The following is a 16135-nucleotide window of genomic DNA, read 5'->3' as shown; positions in this document are numbered from 1 at the left end:
GGCCGCGTGGGCGCGGCCCGGCGGGAGAGGAGCGAGGATGGGGCGAGGCCGCGCCAAGGCGAAGCAGGCGAAAGTGGCCCGTCAGCTCAAGTACAGCAGCCACGACCTCGATCTCGAACGGTTGCGCGAGGAGCTGACCACGTCCACCGATCACCGGGTGGACGACGAACTCGACCCACGCCACGAGTCCCATCCCGATCGCTGACACCCGCGTCCCACCCGTGGACGCTGAACCTTTCAGCCGATCCCGTCACAGCCCCCCGGCCGTTCCTCCACGCCGAGACGACCTCACGGCCCCACCGGTCAGTGAACGTTCCGATGGGAACGCCTGCCGCGCACTGTGACCACTCAGGACCGTGGGCAGGTTTTGCCATGAGCAGCCCGCCCACAGGGTTCCTTTTGTCTGGTTTGCACCATTTTGGGGTATCTGCTAGGGTAGTTTTTGCCCTAGGCGACCAGCCCAAAGCATGGCTTTGCGCACGCGAGCCGCTTTGTGCCACGCGCGGGGCGATCTCGGCGCGGTGACGCGCCGCATCACTCTCAGCCCCCGTGCCGGGTCCCGGCCGGCGGGAAGCCCTCCGTCCCGGTGACACGCCGGGACGGTACGGAAATCGCCGTGTGCCCTTCTCGCCGCGGCGGTCAGATCGAATTGCGCACCCCCCTTGAGTCATCAGTCGGCCGGCGAGCGGGCTGAGAGGAGGAGCAGGACGTGCGTGAGCGGGTTCGCCGGCTGGGACGCCGGTTGCGGCCGCGGTCGATACGCGGGCGGGTCACAACCCTGGTGGCGGTGCTGGCGATGTTGCTGCTGGTGCCGTCGGGGCTGCTGGCCGGCATGGTCGCGCGCAAGCAGCTCGCCGACGCCGGTTGGCTGGACGCGCGGCACGCCGCCGACGTGGTGGCGGCCGCGGACCGCGCCGGGCGGCTGGAGAGCGGCGAGATCATGCCCTCCGTGGCGGGCGCCGAACTGATCCAGATCGTGGCCCCCGGGCCCCGCGTCATCGCCGCCTCCCCCGCCGCCAAGGGACTGCCGCCGCTGACCGACGTGTGGCCGACGCCTCAGGCCCCGCAGAGCGACGTGCAGACCTGCGACCAGCGCCGCCTCGGCTGCATCCGGCTGTCGGCGCTGCGGGTGTCGGACGCCGCCGACTCCACCGTGGTGTACGCCGGCGGTCCGGTGCGCAGGCTCACCTCGACCGGCGTGTTCGACGCGCTGTTCGCCGTCCAGGTCGTCGTGCTGATCTCCCTGGCCGTCTGGGCGGCCTGGAAGATCACCGGCCGTACCCTGCGCCCGGTGGAGGCCATCCGCGCCGAACTGGCCACCACCAACGTCGGCAATCTCAGCACCCGCGTCCCCGAGCCGCCCGGCGACGACGAGGTGGCCCGGCTCGCCCGCACCGTGAACGGCACGCTGGAACGCCTGGAGAACGCCAAGGAGCGGATGGAGCTGGCGCTGACCCAGCAGCGGCGGTTCGCCTCCGACGCCTCGCACGAACTGCGCACCCCGGTCGCCGGGCTGCGCGCCCAGCTGGAGGAGGCCATGCTCCACCCCGACGAGACCGACCTCCGCGACCTGCTGACCCGCACCCTGCGCGACACCGACCGGCTCCAGGCCATCATCACCGACCTGCTCCTGCTCGCCAAGATCGGCGCGGGCGCCCCCGCCGCGATGACCGAGGTGGACCTCGCCGAGGCCGTCCGCCTGGAGGTCCGGCGGCGCGACGACCGGCTCCCCGTGCAGGTGCGGCTCACCCCCGGCGTGCTGGTGAACGCCGTGGAGACGCAGATCTCCCGCGCCCTCACCAACCTGCTGGACAACGCGCAGCGCCACGCCAGGGGTCTCGTGCTGGTCGAGGTGCGGCGTGCCGGGGACTTCGCCGAGCTCAGCGTGGACGACGACGGCGACGGCGTCGCGGAGGCCGACCGGGAGCGCATCTTCGAGCGGTTCACCCGGCTGGACGCCTCCCGCAGCCGCGACCGGGGCGGCACCGGCCTCGGCCTCGCCCTGGTCCGCGACATCGCCCGCGCCCACGGCGGCACCATCACGGCCGGCGCCTCGTGCGCCGGCGGCGCCCGCTTCCTGCTGCGCCTCCCCCTCGCCCCGTCCGACGGGCCCGTCCCCACGGTGGCCTCGGCACGCGTCCGGTGACGGCCCGCGGCGGGTCTGGTGATCTGTTTGCGCGGACATGGGATTCATGGCGGGACCCTCCGGAAATCGAGCAGGCAGACGGGGGCGACCGAAACGAGGTATGTCGTGGCCAGTGTCGAGACGACGCGGAACAACCGCCAGGCGGAGAAGACCGTCCCGGCGCCGGCAGGTGTCGGGAAGGTCATCGAGGGGACGAGAAAGGCCGGGGAGTACCCGGCCACCGAATGGGAGGAGCGGCTCCGCGACGCCCTGGAGACCGAGGGCCGCTGGGCCCGGGTGGCGAAGGCGCCGTCGTACGAGGAGATGCGGCCGTACGGGCACCGTGAGACGGCAGGATTCCCGGTCTACAAGAACCTGGAGGACCGGCTCGCTCAGGCCACCGAGCATCCCGACCCCGTGATCGCGCACGTCATGGCGGTGTGCTCGGCCTACGCCTACTCCGACCCCCGCACGCTTTCCATGATCATGGCGAGGATGGGCCTGGAGGACAACCGGGTCCAGATGGTGCGGGCGTCGGTGGACGCCATGCTGATCCGCTCCACCGCCTTCGTGGTCCGCGGCGCGAACGGCCGGGCCGCGATCCTGTGCTACCGGGGGACCGACCCGCTGGACTTCATCAACTGGATCAGCAACATCGACGTCGAGCCCGAGCGGATCGGATACCAGGTCGGCGACCCGTGCGCCACGGTGCACGCCGGGGTGTACCGCAACGTGCGGGCCACCCGGTACGAGGTCGTCAACGCGCTGCGCCAGGCCGTCGGGGACCGCCCGGACCGGGGCGACGGCACGGACCACCCCGGCGCCGACGGCGGCGTCGAGGCGCTGTACGTCACCGGGCACAGCATGGGCGGCGCCATGGCGGCGCTGATGGCCGTGATGATGCGGCACGAGCGCAAGTACCGCGAGGCGATCGGCGACCGGATCAAGGCGGTGTACACCTACGGGCAGCCGATGTTCGGTGACCCGGCGTTCGCGGAGGCGTGCCAGACCGACGAGTTCCTGCGCGACCGGGTCATCAGGCACATCTACGACTGCGACGTGGTCCCGCACCTGCCGTCCACCTCCAACGGGCCGTTCCGGCACTTCGGCCGCGAGCGGCACTACCGCGTCCCGCACCTGCGCAACGAGCTGCTCGGCATGCTGGCCCCGGCCCGCTGCGCCGGGATCGTCCGCAAGGGGCGCTGGGAGGACCGGCGGCACACGGCGCAGCAGATGCCGAGCCTCGGCGGCATCCCCATGGCGGCGGTGGCGTACGTGGCGCGCCGCCTGCGGGCGACCCGCTCGCTGCCCGCCGTGTACTCCATCGACGACCACATGCCGCAGCACTACGTCTCCGCGCTGACCCCGCCCGGCGTGCGCGACGAGTTCGGCGACTGAACCCGCGCCGGGCGGGCGGTACGGCGACGCGCCCGCCCGGCGCATCGGGGGCGCGTGACAGGCCCGGACCACCCGGAGGGCGCGCGACACGCCCGATCTCCGGAGGGTGAGCGACACGCCCGTCCGGGCCGCACGATCTCGCGCCAGGGGCCCCGGCACCGCCTTCCACGGCGGAGCCGGGGCCTCTCCGTGTGCGCGCCTCGGTGACCGATTGATCACTCTCCGTTACGATGAGGGAGATCGACGATCCCGCGCCTGAGGAGGAAGCATGCGACGCGCCCTGACCAGCCTGGGGCTCCTACTCGCCACCACCCCCCTGATGATCGCGGCCACCCCGCCCGCCACCGCCGCCACCGGCACACTCGTCCTGCAGTCGGACGGTTTGATGATCGCCCAGTTCACCAACCCCAAACACGGCTGCTACGAGCTCCCGGAGTTCTCCCTCCTGACCCGCACGGCCCTGATCAACAAGACCGACGCCGACGTGGTCCTCTACTCCGGCCCCGGCTGCAAACGCGGCCTCCTTCGCGCCGCCACCCGGGTCCGCCCCGGCGCCACCCGCGAGCGCACCCTGACCGGCACCTACAGCCTGAGCGTGAGACCCGGCCCCCTCATCGTCACCGGGCCGTCCTCCTGACCTCCGCCCCGTCCCGCCTCCCCCATCCGTGGTGAGGGCTTCGTGACGCGGGGGGCGGGCGGGGGCCGGAAATTGTCGGTGGCGCCTGGGAGTCTGGCGTGCAGCGTCAGGCGGGGAACCCCGCCGGACCTCACACCTAGTACGCCTCCCGAGGAGCCCTCATGCTCACGACCGATTTCGTTCCGGGCGCGCCCAACTGGATCGACATCAGCACCACCGACGTCGAGGCCGCCGCCGTGTTCTACGGCTCCCTGCTCGGGTGGGAGTTCCGGTCCGCCGGCCCCGAGGCCGGGGGGTACGGCTTCTTCCAGCTCGACGGGAAGACCGTCGCCGCCCTCGGGCCCACCGACGACGGCCGGGCCCCGGCGTGGACCGTCTACTTCATGACGCCTGACGCCGAGGCGACCGGCAAGGCCGTCGAGCAGGCGGGCGGCACGCTGCGCGTCCCCGCCTTCGACGTGTTCGGCGCGGGCCGCATGGCCTCGTGCGCCGACAACGGCGGCGCCGGCTTCTCGGTGTGGCAGCCCGGCGGCACCGTCGGCCTGGACCTCGTCACCGTCCCCGGCTCCCTCGCCTGGGTCGAGCTGTACGTCCCGGTACCCGACGACGCGCGTCCCTTCTACCGCGACGTGTTCGGCTGGACCTTCGAGGACATGCCCTTCGGCGAGATGACCTACATCGTCGCCTCCACCGCCGACGCCCAGCACCCCGGCCTGGGCGGCATCATGCCCCTCCAGCCCGGCGACACCCCCCACTGGCTCCCCTACTTCGAGGTCACCGACTGCGACGCCACCCTGGCCCGCGCCGAGGAACTCGGCGGCCGCGTCCTCTCCCCCGTGATGGGCGCCGAAGGCGTAGGCCGCTTCGCGGAACTGACCGACCCCCAGGGCGCCCGCTTCGCCGTCATCACCAGCGCCGACGCCTGACCGCCCGCTCGCTCCGTCCCGTGCGCTTCCGGACACCTGCCCGGAAGTGCACGGCCGTCCCCCCGATGAGAGCAGGGGGACGATCGCGGCCACGACGGCTGGACGCTGTTTTCGCCGACAAGCGTCGAATGAAAATCGACTCGCCTCACCATGGGCCGGCGGCACGCCCATCGGCATCCAGCCCGGACCCCCCGTACAGTCCCCGGGGAGCGAGGCCCCTTGAGCCCGTTTCCGGCCGGGGGTACGTTGCGTTTGTTCTTCCGCTGTGCGCCAGGCAAGCAGAGGAAGGGAAGACGCATGATCGCGGCAATGATCTCCACAGTACGGGCCGGGTTCGTGGCCGAGGTGAGGCCGCGGGGCATGCCGCTGGACGCCGACGAGGTCGTGGCACGCGTCCGTGAGGCGTTGCGTACGCACGCTGTCGTCGTCATCCGGGGAGATCAGGGGCTTTCCGCCCTGGAGCAGGCGGCCTTCACCAGGCTGCTGGGGCCGTTGGAGCCGGCCTCGGACATGCGCAACCACCATCCCGACAGCACCGACGTCATGGTCGTGGACAACTCCGGCACCACGCCGGTGGTGGGGAACCAGTGCTGGCATTCCGACCGGTCGTTCCTGCCCGAACCGACGCGCTACACCGTCTTGTCGGGGCAGGTGATCCCGTCGTCGGGAAGCGAGACGTTGTTCGCCGACATGGCCGGGGCCTGCCGGAGCGCGCCGGAGGCGTGGAAGCGGATGCTGCGCGGGGCGATGGGCGTGCACTCCTACGACAAGCTGGCCCACATGCGCGCGGCGATCCACAACGCCCCGGTCCAGCCGGACTACGCGCGCCTGTACCCGCCGGTCCGCCATCCGGTGATCCGGGCGCACCCCGAGTCCGGCACCGCGGCCTTCTACCTCAGCGAGTTGTGCCTGGCGCGGATCGAACCGGAGGACGGCACCCCGGTGGACATCTCGGTGGAGGACCTTCATGCCCACGCCACCAAGGAGGAGTTGCTCTACCGGCACGCGTGGCGGGTGGGGGACGTGGTGATCTGGGACAACTGCCGGGTGATGCACCGGGCCGGAGCGCTGGAGCCGGGCGTTGCGCGGATCTTGTACCGGACCACCACCGCGGGCGGGCCTCCCGAGGCGGGCGTCCCGGTCTGACGGCGTCCACGGCGTTCCGATCGTGTGGGCTCCACGCGCCGCGATCATGACGGAGTTCACGCGCGCGCCGGAGTCTTTGTGAGGCAGCCGTTCGCGCCTGGTCACCGGTCGCTGAATCCTGGTCGCCGGTCGCTGAATATCGAATAAGCCTGCCACTTCCATCGTGGCTTCCACGAGTCGACAGAGATCGTCGGCACGGCCGGGGAACTGCTCGGCCGCCGATACCGACGCATTAATCGGCCTATTACCACATCGTGGAGTTTGATATGGTTTTCACGTTTCAAGGCAAGGGGCTGCCCGGTGATGCCGATCAAACACATGACCTGCACGCGGTTGGGAAATCCTTATACCCCAAATGGTTGTTTTGTCACATATGTCACTATCGGTGAGTTACCTAGGTGGCACGTGTCGAGGAAAGCACCGGCATGACGAACCGGTCATCAGGCGGCAGGGGACGCGGCGGACTTCGCCGGCTCCTGCCGGGCTCCGGCGGATTACGCGTGCTGAGACTCGCCGCTCTCGCCATTGTGCTGATCATCGCCGCGGCCGTGGTCACGGTGACGGTGCAATGGCGAGGCGCACCGTCACGAGATGATCTTCTTGAGCAGGCGGGGTTGACCGGAAAGAAACACCTCGTGATCGGGGTGAAGAACGATCACCCGGGAATGGCGCTTCTCAACCCCGACACCAAGGTGTACGAAGGCTTCGACATCGACATCTCCTACATGATCGCCGCCGATCTGGGTTTCCTCCATGACCAGGTGGAGTTCGTGGCCATCGAGACCGAGGACCGCGCCCGCAGGCAGGCACGCCGGTCGGACGGGACCTTCGTCACGGTTGATCTGGTCATCGCCACATACAGCATCACCCCGGAACGGGAGAAGCAGCCCGGCGTCAGCTTTTCCGCCCCCTACCTGCGCACCGAGCAGACAATCATGACACGCAAGGGTGAGTACCTCGACGCGCAGTCCGTGGCCGACTTCCAGGACAAGGTCGTGTGCACCACCGCCACCTCGACCAATGAAAGCGTCGCGGCGAAGGCCGGCGTCCTCCTGACGAGCCGCAACAGCGCCCGCAACTGCGTGGACGGTCTGCGCGACGGCACGTTCGAAGCGGTGGCCTCGGACGCGGCCATCCTGGCGGGATTCGTGCACAAGGAGTCCGAGCTTTTCGAACTCCATGACATCGGCCTGGCCGAGGACGAACTCTACGGCGTCAACACCGGAGAGAACAGCGCCCTCACCGCGCTGGTGAATCTTTCGCTGTACGAGTCACTCCACGATCCCAACGACCGTACCTGGGAAGAAGCATTCGAAACGCATCTGAATCCTGCCCAGAAGTCCGCAGGGCTCCAGCAGATCGCCATCGCCGAGCAACCCTGCGTCCCCAAGGTGGCGGTCCGTGAATGGCCGTGGGAGGAGCGGGAACTGTTGCCGACCGACCACTGTCCCTTGTGACCCACATATCATGCGCCCGGAGGTGAGAGGTGGCGGATCACCGGGAAGGGGGCGGTAACCAGTGGCTGCTGGCCGCGCTCCCCGGGTTCCCCCTCGCTCTCCTCATCCTCCGGTTGTGGTACCTCGGCCGGCAGGACCTGCCGACGATGCTGGTGCTGGTGCAGTCCGTCAGCCCTCTCGGGCTGATCAGCACTTTGATCATCACCTTGATATGGGGCATCCCCGTGGTGATCCTTGTCGGCCGGGCGCTCGGTGCCCTGATACGGGCCAGCGTGGAGGACGGCTCCGATTCATGGGTGGTACGGGTGAGCACGCGGATCCCCCTCTGGACGGTGGTGCTCGCCGTGGTGACGGCCGCTCTGGTCTGGCAACTGCGATTCCTGCCCGCCCTCTCCATGCTCGTGCTGTCGATCGTGGGTCTTGAGGTGAGGGCCCGGCGAGGCGACCGTCCGGTGCTGGTCCGGCACGTCTGTGTGACCTTGCCGCTGACCGTGGCGGCGGTGGCGCTGTTCTGGTTCGGCCCCGCCGTCATCGACGCCTTCACGCAGGGGGAGGCGCTGCTGGGGCTGACGATACTGCTGCCGCTCGTCCTGGCCCCCCTGCTGAACGGCCCGATCCCCGCCCGGACGGCACGGCCGGTGGCGCATGTGACGGGGATCGCCGGAGCACTGCTCGCGCCGTTGCTGATAAGCGCGAGTTTTCTCAATGCTCCGGTGCTCCCGACCGTCGCGCTCGAGATCGGTGACCCTCAGGACAGGACCGGCCCCACGGTGTTGATCGGGCAGGTGATCTCCGTCGACGACACGATGACCACGATGATCGACAGCCACGGAGACGTGCAGTTCGTGCCCAACGCTCAGTTGCGGTCCAAGACGCTGTGCCCGGGTTCCCGGCAACCCCCTTACAGCTCCGTCGAGGTGCGCGGCTGGCACGTCGAGCGCACACTGCTGAGCTGGATGGCTCCCAGCAAGCCGTACACGCCGGTGGACTCCCGCTGCCTGGGAAGACGCACCACCGGCACTCCCTCCTGAGTCGTCCCCGCCCGCGTCAGGACGGGGCGAGGACGCAGAACTCGTGGCCTTCCGGGTCGGCCAGGCACGTCCACGGGACGTCGCCCTGGCCGAGGTCGAGGTCAGTGGCGCCGAGGGCCCGCAGCCGGGCCACCTCGGCTGCTTTGCCGTCACCCGGGCAGGGCAGCAGGTCGAGGTGGACGCGGTCCGGCACGGTCTTCACGCCGGGTGTGCGGATGAACTCCAGATACGGGCCGGCGGCCTTGGCGGAGCGCAACACCGCACGGGCGTCGATCACCTCATGCAGGGTCCAGTCCATCGCCTCCCCCCAGAACCGTGCCATGGCCCGCGGATCCGCGCAGTCGACCACCACCCGGGCGATCGGCCCGGTGTCCCGGTAGATCTCCCGAGGCTCCAGCACGCAGAACTCGTTGCCCTCCGGATCGGCCAGCACCGTCCACGGCACCTCGCCCTGGCCCACGTCGGCGGGCTTCGCACCGAGAGCCTGAAGGCGTGCGGCCAGTTCCGCCTGATGGGCCGCGGAGGTGGTGGCGAGATCGAGGTGCACACGGTTCTTCGCCGGCGCCTTGGCTTCCGGGACGGGAACGACGTCGACGCACACGGCGACCGGGTCCGGCCACACGAGGCCGCCGGCGGGTGCGACGTAGGTGGTCACGCCGGGGCTGTACGCACTCCAGCCGAGCGCCTCCGCCCAGAACCGCCCGACCGCCGAGCCGTCAAGAGCCTTCATGTTCACCTGAACAGGTCGCACCGCCATGCCGGCGATCCTATGCACCCGATCCGCGACGACGCGCTGACTCCCTGATCGCGCCGAAGTCGCCGGGCGTTGTGTGTATTTGTGCGCGGAAGGATTCGGTGGGCGGGGGTCCAATGCATGGGGAAGGTTCGCATCCGGCGGCGCCGTAGGCGCTGAGGGGGAACGTCGAGATGTTCGCTTCTGCACCTGCGCGCACCGTGGACTCGGTGGAGCGGGAGAGCGTCCTGGCGGCTGCGGCCCGGGAGGCGGGGCCGCGTGGTGCTTTGATGCTGTTCGACATGGTCCGACCGCGTCTGCAGGAACTTTCCCCCCGGGAGCGCGCCGGGGTGCTGGACCGCTACGGCGTGGAGCTGCACCACGCCGACCGTCCCGCCGAAGCCGTCACCGCGGCCTGGCAGGCGGCGGAAGCGTACCGGCACCTCGGCGACCCCACGGGCCTCGCGACCTGCCTCGCCCTGCTGTCGCGCCATCTGCTCGCCGCGGGACGCACCGGCGCCGCGGAGGCCGCCGCCGAGGAGGCGTCCCGCCTGACGCCGGCCCTGGCCGGCCGGGACGTCCACGCGCGGGTGCTCCTCGCGCGGGGCCTCATCGAGGCCGCGGTCGGCGAGCACGAGGCGGCGGTGCGGCTGCTGGCGGAGGCCGCCGCGCGGGCCGGGGACGACGAGCCGGCCGCGTTGTGCTCGGTGCACCTGGCCGCCGCGCGGGCGGAGATCGACGGCGAGGACGCCTTCCCCGCGCTGCGCGCCGCCGTCACCGGGGCCGTGGACGCCCGCCGCCACGAGGCCGCCGCGGCGGGCCACGCGCTGCTGGCCGAGTCGCTGCTGAGGTTCGGCCGCCGCGCGGAACTGGAGGACCTTCTGCGCGACGGCCTCCCGCACGCCGAGCGCCACGGGTTCCTCGCCCACGCGCACACCCTTCGGGTGCTTTCCGGCGTGTCCCGCGCGCGTTCCCGCGACTGGCCCGCCGCCGAGAGGGACCTTCGCGCCGCGGGCGAACCGTGTACCGCGGCGGTGGCGGGCCGGGCGGGGACGGCCGCGCTGCTGGCAGGGGCCTGGCACTGGCGGCTGGCGGCGCGGCGCGGCCACTCGGGGGCCGGGACGGCGCTGGCGCGGACGTGGGAGACGGCGCGGCGCGGGCGGGTCCTCGTGCCGTGCGTCCACGCGGGGCTGGCGTACGCGGAGTGGGGCCGGCTGAACGGGCTGCCCGGCGTCGTGCAGGAGGTGGCCGACGCGCTGCTCCCCCGGCTGACCCGGCCGGGGGCGGCGCCGTACCGCGCGGAACTGCTGCTGTCGCTGACGCGTGCGGGGCTGGCGGCCGAGCCGTTCACGGGGTGCCCGCCCGCCCACGAGGCCGGGATCCGGGGCGACCGGCCCGCGGCGGCGGACCTGTGGGCGGCGGCCGGGGACCCCTACGAGCAGGCCGCGGAGCTCGCGCTCGGCGCCGGCGTGGCCCAGGTGGACCAGGCCATCGTGATCTTCGACCGTCTCGGCGCGTCCGCCGCGGCCCGCCTCGCCGTACGGCGCCGCGCCACGCTGACGGGGTCCGCGGCCCGCCGCCGTCCGGTCCACCCGGCCGGGCTCACCGACCGGCAGGCGACGGTGCTGGCCCTGCTCACCGAGCACCTCACCAACGCCGAGATCGCCGAACGGCTGGTCCTCTCGGTACGCACCGTGGACCACCATGTGGCCGCCGTCCTCGGCAAGCTCGGCGTCCGCAGCCGCCGCGAGGCCGCCATCCGGGCCCGTGCCCTCGGTTTCCGTCCCCTGCCCGCCGCGGTGGAGGCCCGCTCGGCGTGACCGGGCGTCAGGAGGCCCGCGGGTAGGGCGGGCCGAGGTTCGTGACGCGGATGGACTCGTCCCTGCTCCCGGTGACGGCGACCGGGGCGCCGGCGACGGCGCCGAAGGCGACGCTCCAGATGCAGTCGGTGTGGCCGGACAGCACGGCGCCGATCGGGCGGCCGGTGCGGACGTCCCAGAGACGGGCGGTCCTGTCCTCGCTGCCGGACAGGACGACGGGGATGCCGCCGACGGTGCCGAAGACCACCGACCAGACCCAGCCGGTGTGGCCGGTCAGGGCCCGGCCCCGTTGCTTCATGGCGCGCAGGTCCCAGACGCGGACGGTGCGGTCCTCGCCGCCGGTGACGGCGACGGGGGTGCCGTCCACGGCGCCGAGTGCCACCGAGCGCACCCAGCCCTTGTGCCCGGCCAGGGCGCGGCCGAGCTGTTTCCTGGTGCGCAGGTCCCACAGCCGCACGGTGCCGTCGTCGCCGGTGGTGACGGCGATGGGGACGCCGTCGAGGTCTCCGAGGGCGACGGCCCAGACGGTGCCCTTGTGGCCGGTCAGCGGCGCGCCGTACGCCGTGGCGTCGCTGAGGCTCCACACGCGGGCGGTCTCGTCGGCGCCGGCCGAGACCGCGACGGGAATGCCGTCGAGCACGCCGGTCGCGACGGCCTTGACGTTGCCGTCGTGGCCGGTGAACGCCTTGCCGCGCTGACGTCCGGTGCGCGGGTCCCAGACGCGGGCCGTGCCGTCGTCCGAGGCGGTGACCACGACCGGGGTGCCGTCGAGGTCGCCGATCGCCACCGACCGCACCCACTCGGTGTGCCCGGTCAGCGGCGTGGTGAGCTCCCGTCCCGTGGTGAGGTCGAAGATGCGGGCCGTCTCGTCGTCGGAGCCGGTGACGAGCGTGGCGCGGCCGTTCACCATGCCGGTGGCCGCGCTCCTGATGTCGTTGCCGTGCTCCACGATCGGCGCGTACGCCAGCGAGCCGTACTCCCGCGGCGTCGTGACGGCCGCCGTGCCCCCCACGGTGGGCGCCGTCCCGCCGGCCGTGGGCCCTCCCGCCGTGGGCGCCGGCGTGCCGTCGAGGGACGTGGTCACCCGCGGCGTGGGCCCCGCCGTCCCGTCCCGCTCCCGCAGCAGCGGCACCACCACCGCGGCCGCCACCAGCACCGCCGCCACCGGAAGCAGGACCGCCCGCAGCGGCACCCGCCTCCGGCCCTCCACGGCCACGGGCGTCGTGCCCCCGCCCGGCGCCCGGGCCGACGGCACCGTACGCGCGCCGGGTCCGCCCGCTGACTCCGGCAGCGGCGTGGTGGGCCCTGGCGGCGTGGGCAGGCCCGGGGACGGCGCGGCCGCGGGGGGAAGCGAAGGGCGAGGGACGCCGGAATGCGGCGCGGAGCCGGCGCGGGCCCCGGCCGGCGATGGGCCCTCGGAGGCCGGGGCGCCGGGGGACCGCGGAGGCCCGGCGGGGGACGCCGGGAGGACCGGCGGCGGGGAGAAGGGCGTCGCGGGCGGGGCGGGCGAAGGGTGGGTGTCGCCGGTGAGGGTGCGCAGCAGGGCGGCCGCGGTGGGGCGGTCGCCGGGCTCCTTGGCGAAGCAGGTCTCCACGATGTCGCGCAGGGGTGCGGGGACACCGGTCAGGTCGGGCGGCCGGTGGACGATGGCGTGGATGAGGGCGGGCATGGAGTCGGTGGGGAAGGCGCGGTGGCCGGTGGCGGCGTAGACCATGGTGCCGGCCCAGCTGAACACGTCGGCGGGCTGGCCGATCTTGCCCTCGAACTGCTCGGGGGCCATGAAGGCGGGGGTGCCGACCAGGCCGGTGCTGCCGGTGTGGTCCAGGGTGCGGGACAGGCCGAAGTCGATGACCACGGGGCCTTCCGGGCCGAGGATGACGTTGCTCGGCTTGAAGTCGCGGTGGGTGATGCCGGCCCGGTGAATGGCGGCGAGCGCGGTCGCCGTGGCCACCGCCAGCCGGTCCAGCGAACCGCCGGCGCGCGGGCCCTCGGTGCGCACCACCAGGTCGAGCGAGCGGCCGTGGACGTACTCGCTGACGATGTACGGCCGGTCGTGGTGGAACCCGACGTCCAGCACCCGGGCCGTGCAGAACGGCGCGACGCGGCGCGCGACCTCGGCCTCGCGCCGGAACCGCCTGCGGGCGTCGGGGTCCTGGGCGAGGCGGGCGTGCAGCACCTTGACGGCCACGGCGGCGCCCCCCGGCGCCTGGCCGGAGTAGACCACCCCCTGGCCGCCTTCGCCGAGCACGCCGGTCAGCCGGAAGTCACCGATCCGTGCGGGCTCTCCCTGATGGAGCGGGCGAGGGCTCGGCAAGGTCCACCCCTTGAACGGTTCCGGCGGGTGCCGCGGGTCCGGCCTCTCGATGGTACGGCGTAAGGGAGACGGCGTGCCTGTAGTGGCCGATGAGCTGGTCGCACACCGCCGCCCATCCGCGTTCGCGCACCGACCGGCGGGCCCGCTCACCCATCCGGGCGCGCTCGGCGGGCCGGGCGGCGAGCCCGGCGACCGCCGCGCGCATCGCGGCGGGGTCGTCCGCCGGGTAGAGCAGCCCGTTGTCCCCGTCGCGCACCAGGTCGAGCGGCCCGCCGGCGGCCGGGGCGACGACGGGCACGCCGGACGCCAGCGCCTCCTGCACGGCCTGGCAGAACGTCTCGTCGCGGCCGGTGTGCACGAACACGTCGAACGACGCGACGAGCCGCGACAGGTCCCGTCCGGTGCGGAACCCGCAGAAGACGGCGTCCGGCAGCAGGCGCCGCAGCCGGTGCCAGTACGGCCCGTCGCCGACCACGACCAGCCGCACCCCGGGCAGGTCCGCCAGCTCGGCCAGCAGCCGCACCCGCTTCTCGGTGGCGAGCCGCCCCGTGTACCCCACGATCGTCTCCCCGCCGGGGGCGAGCTGGGCGCGCAGGCGTTCTGAGCGGTGCCGGGGGTGGAACCGGTCGAGGTCCACCCCGCGGCCCCACAGCGCGAGCCGCGGGATGCCGCGGCTGCCGAGCTCGCGCAGCGTCGCGGTGGACGGCGCCAGGGTGAGCGCGGCCCGCCGGTGCACACGGCGCAGCCAGGACCAGATGGCCGGCCCCGCGGCCCGCAGGCCGTACCGGCGGGCGAACCCGGCGAGGTCGGTCTGGAACACCGCGACCACGGGGACGCCGAGCCGCCGGGCCGCCTTCATGCCGGACGCCCCGAGCACGGTGGGCGAGGCGAGGTGCACGACGTCGGGGCCGAACTCCTCCAGCAGCGCCATGACGCGGCGGGTGGGCAGCCCGACCACGAAGGAGGGGTAGAAGGGCAGCGACAGGCCGCGGGTGAGCAGGACGGGGAACCCGGCGTACGACGCGGGGCCCGGGGCGGGCGCCACCACGATCGCCTCGTGACCGGCCGCGGCCAGGTGCTCCAGGACCCGGCACACCGAGTTGGTCACCCCGTTGACGCGGGGCAGGAACGACTCGGCGACGATCGCGACCCTCATGGCGTCCCGTTCACGGGGACGCGGCGGACGGCGGGATCAGGAGCGGAGGCGGGCTTGGTCACGGAGTCGGCCGCCTCGGCGGCGTCGGTGGTCTCAGTGGCGTCGGTGGCGTCGGTGGCGTCGGTGCCGTCGGTGGCGTCGGTGGCGTCGGTGGCCTCGGTCGCGGGGGCGGGCTCGGCGGCGTGGGCGCGCAGGAAGCCCGCCACGGCCACGGGCCAGCCGAAGCGCTCGGCACGGCGGCGGGCGAGGGCACGGCGGGCGGGTTCGTCGCGGATCAGGAGGTCCTGCACGGCGTCGGCGTACGACGGGCCGCCGCGGTCCGCCCGGGCGCCGGCCTCGCCGACGACCTCAGGGAGGGCGCTGTGCCGGGAGACGACGACCGGGGTGCCGCCGGCGAGTGCCTCCAGGGCGGCGAGGCCGAAGGTCTCCACGGGGCCGGGGGCCAGCGCGACGTCCGCGGTGGCCAGCAGGCGCGCCACGAGCCCCCGGTCGGAGAGGTAGCCGAGGAAGCGGACCGGCAGGCCGGACGCGCGGGCCTCCAGGGCGCGGCGCCGCGGGCCGTCCCCCGCGACGGCGAGCACGGCGGGCACGCCCCGGCGGCGCAGTTCGGCGAGGGCGGCGATCGAGTCCTCCACCCGCTTCTCGGGGGACAGCCGGCCGCAGTGCACGAGCAGCGTCTCGTCCGGCCGGGCGAGCAGGGCCCGCAGCGCGGGGTCGTACCGGTCCGGCGCGAAGGCGTCCAGGTCCACCCCGAGCGGGATCTGCACCAGGTTGGGCACGCCGAGCCGCCGGAACTCGCCGGCCGCCCACCCGGTGGTGCACGCCACGACGTCGAACGCGGCGGCGGTGGCCCGGTTGAGGTGGTCGGCGAGCCGCACCGGCGTCCCCGGGGGCGCGAACAGGCGGAGCAGGCCGGAGAGGCTCTCGTGGGACACCATCATCGACCGCACGCCGTTCGCCCGCGCCCAGGCGCCGGTCCAGCGCAGCGTGGTGCGGTCCGACACCTCCAGCCGGTCCGGCTCCAGCTCGGCGAGCAGCCGCCGCAGCGACCGGCGGGCCAGGATCAGCCGGTAGCCGCCCGCGCCGGGCACCAGCGGTCCCGGCACCGTGACGACCCGTCCCTGCGGGGTGTCCCGCGTGGACGGGGCGGCCCCGGGCACGACGAGCGTCACCTCGTGCCCGGCCGCCACGTAGCCCGCCCCGAGCGCGGCCAGCGCGGTGCGCAGCCCGCCCGAGGAGGCCGAGACGAAGTTGGCCACCCGCACGATCCGCATGTCCTGCCTCCATCAGCTTTCCAGGCCGATGGTGGCTTTCGAGGTCTACGCCGGGAATAACCCTGAATGTCCTCCCTACGAATGTTCCCCGAACACGTCCGCGCCGCCTCCGCCGGCG

General features: G+C 73.1%; 13 protein-coding genes. 9 read left to right on the top strand and 4 right to left on the bottom strand.

Annotation, left to right across the window (positions count from 1 at the left end; translation table 11 throughout):
* The first annotated feature begins 37 nt into the window (after positions 1–37).
* From ABGB17_RS01895 to ABGB17_RS01860, 8 genes are all read left to right on the top strand, one after another.
* On the top strand, positions 38–205 hold the full coding sequence (locus ABGB17_RS01895) for a DUF3073 family protein (RefSeq protein ID WP_347625920.1): 168 nt from the start codon (positions 38–40) through the stop codon (positions 203–205).
* A gap of 504 nt (positions 206–709) precedes the next feature.
* Positions 710–2146 (top strand): HAMP domain-containing sensor histidine kinase, encoded by a 1437-nt coding sequence (locus ABGB17_RS01890; protein WP_347625919.1) that lies wholly within the window; start codon positions 710–712, stop codon positions 2144–2146.
* A gap of 105 nt (positions 2147–2251) precedes the next feature.
* Positions 2252–3523, top strand: coding sequence for a lipase family protein (locus ABGB17_RS01885; RefSeq protein WP_347625918.1), 1272 nt, complete (start codon positions 2252–2254; stop codon positions 3521–3523).
* Between the two features lie 268 nt (positions 3524–3791).
* A complete protein-coding gene (locus ABGB17_RS01880) occupies positions 3792–4160 on the top strand; it encodes a hypothetical protein (protein WP_347625917.1) in 369 nt (122 codons plus the stop codon).
* A 161-nt stretch (positions 4161–4321) separates the two neighbouring features.
* Positions 4322–5086 (top strand): VOC family protein, encoded by a 765-nt coding sequence (locus ABGB17_RS01875; protein ID WP_347625916.1) that lies wholly within the window; start codon positions 4322–4324, stop codon positions 5084–5086.
* 309 nt (positions 5087–5395) lie between these two features.
* Positions 5396–6232, top strand: coding sequence for a TauD/TfdA family dioxygenase (locus ABGB17_RS01870; RefSeq protein WP_347625915.1), 837 nt, complete (start codon positions 5396–5398; stop codon positions 6230–6232).
* 398 nt (positions 6233–6630) lie between these two features.
* Positions 6631–7689, top strand: coding sequence for a transporter substrate-binding domain-containing protein (locus ABGB17_RS01865; RefSeq protein WP_347625914.1), 1059 nt, complete (start codon positions 6631–6633; stop codon positions 7687–7689).
* Between the two features lie 29 nt (positions 7690–7718).
* Positions 7719–8720, top strand: coding sequence for a hypothetical protein (locus tag ABGB17_RS01860; RefSeq protein ID WP_347625913.1), 1002 nt, complete (start codon positions 7719–7721; stop codon positions 8718–8720).
* A gap of 16 nt (positions 8721–8736) precedes the next feature.
* On the opposite strand, the gene ABGB17_RS01855 is transcribed toward ABGB17_RS01860, so the two are convergent.
* A complete protein-coding gene (locus ABGB17_RS01855) occupies positions 8737–9477 on the bottom strand; it encodes a VOC family protein (protein ID WP_347625912.1) in 741 nt (246 codons plus the stop codon).
* 278 nt (positions 9478–9755) lie between these two features.
* Between ABGB17_RS01855 and ABGB17_RS01850 the strand changes: the two genes are divergently transcribed.
* On the top strand, positions 9756–11273 hold the full coding sequence (locus ABGB17_RS01850; RefSeq protein WP_347625911.1) for a helix-turn-helix transcriptional regulator: 1518 nt from the start codon (positions 9756–9758) through the stop codon (positions 11271–11273).
* Between the two features lie 7 nt (positions 11274–11280).
* Here the strand turns inward: ABGB17_RS01850 and ABGB17_RS01845 are convergent, their stop codons facing one another.
* From ABGB17_RS01845 to ABGB17_RS01835, 3 genes are read right to left on the bottom strand one after another with little or no spacing between them, the layout of a single operon-like run.
* Positions 11281–13587 (bottom strand): protein kinase, encoded by a 2307-nt coding sequence (locus ABGB17_RS01845; RefSeq protein ID WP_347625910.1) that lies wholly within the window; start codon positions 13585–13587, stop codon positions 11281–11283.
* Complete coding sequence (locus tag ABGB17_RS01840; RefSeq protein ID WP_347625909.1) at positions 13538–14743, bottom strand: glycosyltransferase family 1 protein; 1206 nt, start codon at positions 14741–14743, stop codon at positions 13538–13540. Before ABGB17_RS01840 ends, ABGB17_RS01845 begins: the two co-directional genes overlap by 50 nt.
* Positions 14740–16017 carry a glycosyltransferase gene (locus tag ABGB17_RS01835; RefSeq protein ID WP_347625908.1) on the bottom strand — a complete coding sequence of 426 codons (1278 nt, stop codon included), beginning with the start codon at positions 16015–16017 and terminating at the stop codon, positions 14740–14742. The genes ABGB17_RS01840 and ABGB17_RS01835 overlap by 4 nt, the downstream gene beginning before the upstream one ends.
* Between the last annotated feature and the right edge of the window lie 118 nt (positions 16018–16135).

The organism is Sphaerisporangium sp. B11E5, from assembly GCF_039871875.1.
Classification (GTDB): domain Bacteria; phylum Actinomycetota; class Actinomycetes; order Streptosporangiales; family Streptosporangiaceae; genus Sphaerisporangium.
Note: the sequence above shows the minus strand (reverse complement) of the source record. Positions and strands in the feature narration are given on the sequence as shown.